The organism is Gordonia sp. i37 (assembly GCF_002043085.1).
Lineage (GTDB): Bacteria > Actinomycetota > Actinomycetes > Mycobacteriales > Mycobacteriaceae > Gordonia > Gordonia polyisoprenivorans.
In genome coordinates this window covers 1-2909 of sequence record NZ_MVPX01000697.1, presented here as the reverse complement: position 1 = coordinate 2909, position 2909 = coordinate 1, and the positions used below count along the sequence as shown (strand labels likewise).

The following is a 2909-nucleotide window of genomic DNA, read 5'->3' as shown; positions in this document are numbered from 1 at the left end:
TACTTCTTCCGCTTCTCTGGCATCGTGCTCCTCATTATCGATGCCTCTACGGTTCGGGGGGAACCTCAGAGTACTTCGGCGCGGTGTCTGAGGCCAACGCCGCCCGCACCGTGTTACGGGCCACCCCCAACCGGCGCGCGATCTCCTTGATCGGCACACCCTCACTGCGATGCAAACGGCGGATCTCCGCCCACTGCTCCACTGAAATCACCCTCCTAACAAGACGGGGGTCAAAATTCACCCGTCGTCAGGGGGTCAGTTTTCAGGCGCCGTCAACACTATCGACGAATGGGTCCACGCCTACAACACCTGCAGACCGCATCAGTCGCTGAACATGGCCACCCCTGCCAGCGTGTTCCGCAGTCGCAGCACCGATCCCGACACCATGCCCAGCAAGCCTGTTGGTGCCGAGATCCGACCGGAAGCCGAAGTCGTTCGGCCAGCTCCAACCGTGGCCGATCAGTCGAGTTCCGCCATTGAGTTCGACACTGTCGTGCCGCCGTCCGGTGTAGTGACTATTGCCGGTGTGCAACAGGTGTGGGTCGGAAAGAAACTATGCGCAGCGCAGTGTCGTGATGTGGGCTGACCTGTCGAGCGTGTACATCATCTGCGACGACATCGTGATCAAGACGGTCCGGTCGAAGCTGACCACCGCAGACCTGCAACGACTCCGCGCCCGCGGCACCCGCCCGGGCCGGCCCAGACCGGCGCAAGCCGCGTTCGACACCTCCACCGCCACCCATCGGCCGCGAGCTATCGAGATCGACCGGACCGCGAACCGCGACGGCATCGTCATTGTTCGTGGACATGAACTCGCCCTCGGCGTCGTGACGGCCGGCAGCCGGGTCACCCTGCGGATCGACGGCGAGTTGATCCACGCGACCAACGGCACCCACCTGATCAAGACGCTACCCAATCCTCTTGACCTAGAGAATATTCGCCGCTTGACCGGAGTTCGGGAAGCCAGCACCCCGCTGCCGCCTGCGCCACCGTCAGGGCCGCAGAGCGTGCAGCGCCGGGTTCCCAAGAGCGGTCAGATCATGGTGGCCGGCCAACGCCTCCGAGTCAGTCCGACCTACGCCGGCACCATCGTCACCATCATCGTCGACGATCACCACCTACGAGTGCTCGACGGCGCCAGAGAACTGTCACTGCACGCACGAACCACCACCAAGACCATTCGCAACTTCAACGCCCACCGGCCCCACCGCCGGTAAGCATCTCCCGAGAACACGACGTCACGCATCTCCTGAGACCGCACACGTCACCGTGGTTCGATCGCATCGTCGAGACATTGTGATGCGGAAATTCCGGCGCGTCGCCGAGGTCGACGTCGTGAACGGACGAGGCGGTGACGGAGGCGTGGACGTCTCCGTCACTTACCCCGACGGCCGGCTCGTTATCTACCAGTTGAAGTATTACCCCGAGGGCATGTCCGGCGGGTTCGTGGGACGTCGAGACAAAGTCAAGAAGTCCTTCGTGCGGGCGGTGAAGGAACAGGAGCCGCACGAATGGGTTCTGGTAGCCCCATGCAGCAACTTCACCACCCCCGAGAAGGGCTACATAAGACGCCTGCCCGAAGCCTTCACTCCAGCGGGGAAACGTCGACCCACTGTGGGATGGATGGGTCGCGCAGAGCTCAATCAGATGCTCATCGACTATCCCGAAGTGGACCGATGGTTGACGCTCAACCACTACCGACGCACCCGGCAGATCTTCGAGCAGGAACAGACCGCAGCCCAGCGGTTGGAATGCTAATGGAGATCCGGTTCCTCGAGGACGGTGAAGTCGTAGCCGCCGAGGAAGGAACGGTCACGGAGGTCCGCCAAGGAACTCACGGCTTAACCAGCGTGATGTCGTTCTGTGGGAGCCGGCTCACGGTGGCCGCAGAGATTCCGTATCGAGCCACGTCCGGCCAAGCGTCGTCGATGGACGTCGGATACAAGATTCGCGGGCTCAGTCCGCGCTCTGTCGCCGAACTGTTCAAAGTTCTTCTCGGCCTTCGCACATCCAAAGAGGTCGAGTTCCACATCGACGGCCGATTCCTGACCAAATACGGCCGATCTAGCGACGAAGTTGACAACGAAGACCCCGACTTGAAAGAGCAACTCATGGTCTACCGGTTCGCTGAGGACCTGGCCGCAGTCCTCGCATATACAAGGCAGAGCATGACGCTTCCCAACGGCTTCAGTGGGAACGACCGGGTCCATGCCCGGGTTGCCCGACTGCTACTTGATGGCCACATTGTGGCCTCGGCCCTGGCGCGAGGAGTCCGCGGACGCCTTCCCGACAGCGCTGAGCCCACCCAGGAGATCCGCAACACCCTGACAGAACGACGAAACATCCACTGGCCGGCTGGCCGGTACACCGCTCCGATCGTGGGCCGGAACTTTGACCTTCAAACGCTGGGAGATCTGCTCTGGACTCCACGCCGGCGACCCCCGCCGGTCGGCACGGTGCGGCTTGTTGAGCCCCTTCCACGGTGGTGGCGTGGGGCCCGCAGCGATCGTGCCATCGGGACGGCGGACAACGCCGGCCAGGCGGTGCTGTACGTACTCCCGCAACTCGACGTGGGCCACGAGCTTCGCTGTTTTCGGGCGCTTGGCGGCCTGCTGGGCTTTCCACTGCGCCACCAACGCCCGATACTCAAGCTTCCCGCTCCTGGTTGCGGCGTTGCGCCGTAGCTCACGCGAGATCGTGGCCGGACTGCGCCCGATCCGCCGTGCGATCTCACGCACCCCACAATCCTGAACGCGAAGCAGCGCGATCTCTTCCCGTTCCGCGAAGGATAGATAGCGGCCCGAAGGCTCATCCAGACTCAGCGGCCTCATACCGCCAGCGGGGTAAGTCCCCTGGGGTGGTGGGGTTTCGGGGGTGACGTCAGCTGAGCCAGGTTCGGTCTGGTGCGG

The 2909-nt window shown here is 63.1% G+C and carries 3 protein-coding genes and 3 pseudogenes; 4 read left to right on the top strand and 2 right to left on the bottom strand.

The window, feature by feature from the left end:
- Window positions 1-70 precede the first annotated feature (70 nt).
- Window positions 71-211, bottom strand: a pseudogene (locus tag B1964_RS29710) (helix-turn-helix domain-containing protein); the annotation flags it as partial.
- 24 nt (window positions 212-235) lie between these two features.
- Between B1964_RS29710 and B1964_RS31630 the strand changes: the two are divergent.
- From B1964_RS31630 to B1964_RS29695, 4 genes and pseudogenes are all read left to right on the top strand, one after another.
- Window positions 236-310 (top strand): annotated as a pseudogene (locus B1964_RS31630) (hypothetical protein); the annotation flags it as partial.
- A gap of 24 nt (window positions 311-334) precedes the next feature.
- Window positions 335-586 carry a hypothetical protein gene (locus tag B1964_RS29705; protein ID WP_240524022.1) on the top strand — a complete coding sequence of 84 codons (252 nt, stop codon included), beginning with the start codon at window positions 335-337 and terminating at the stop codon, window positions 584-586.
- Window positions 576-1217 (top strand): hypothetical protein, encoded by a 642-nt coding sequence (locus tag B1964_RS29700; RefSeq protein ID WP_026920504.1) that lies wholly within the window; start codon window positions 576-578, stop codon window positions 1215-1217. Before B1964_RS29705 ends, B1964_RS29700 begins: the two co-directional genes overlap by 11 nt.
- A gap of 82 nt (window positions 1218-1299) precedes the next feature.
- Window positions 1300-1758 (top strand): hypothetical protein, encoded by a 459-nt coding sequence (locus B1964_RS29695; RefSeq protein ID WP_010844958.1) that lies wholly within the window; start codon window positions 1300-1302, stop codon window positions 1756-1758.
- Window positions 1759-2390: 632 nt separating this feature from the next.
- Here the strand turns inward: B1964_RS29695 and B1964_RS29690 are convergent.
- A pseudogene (locus B1964_RS29690) lies at window positions 2391-2840 on the bottom strand (helix-turn-helix domain-containing protein); the annotation flags it as partial.
- Window positions 2841-2909 lie beyond the last annotated feature (69 nt).

What these genes read in the sequence shown, in the direction of transcription:
- B1964_RS29705 (WP_240524022.1), top strand. Translation starts at nt 335, where the DNA reads ATGGCCACCCCTGCCAGCGTGTTCCGCAGTCGCAGCACCGATCCCGAC.
- B1964_RS29700 (WP_026920504.1), top strand. Translation starts at nt 576, where the DNA reads ATGTGGGCTGACCTGTCGAGCGTGTACATCATCTGCGACGACATCGTG.
- B1964_RS29695 (WP_010844958.1), top strand. Translation starts at nt 1,300, where the DNA reads ATGCGGAAATTCCGGCGCGTCGCCGAGGTCGACGTCGTGAACGGACGA.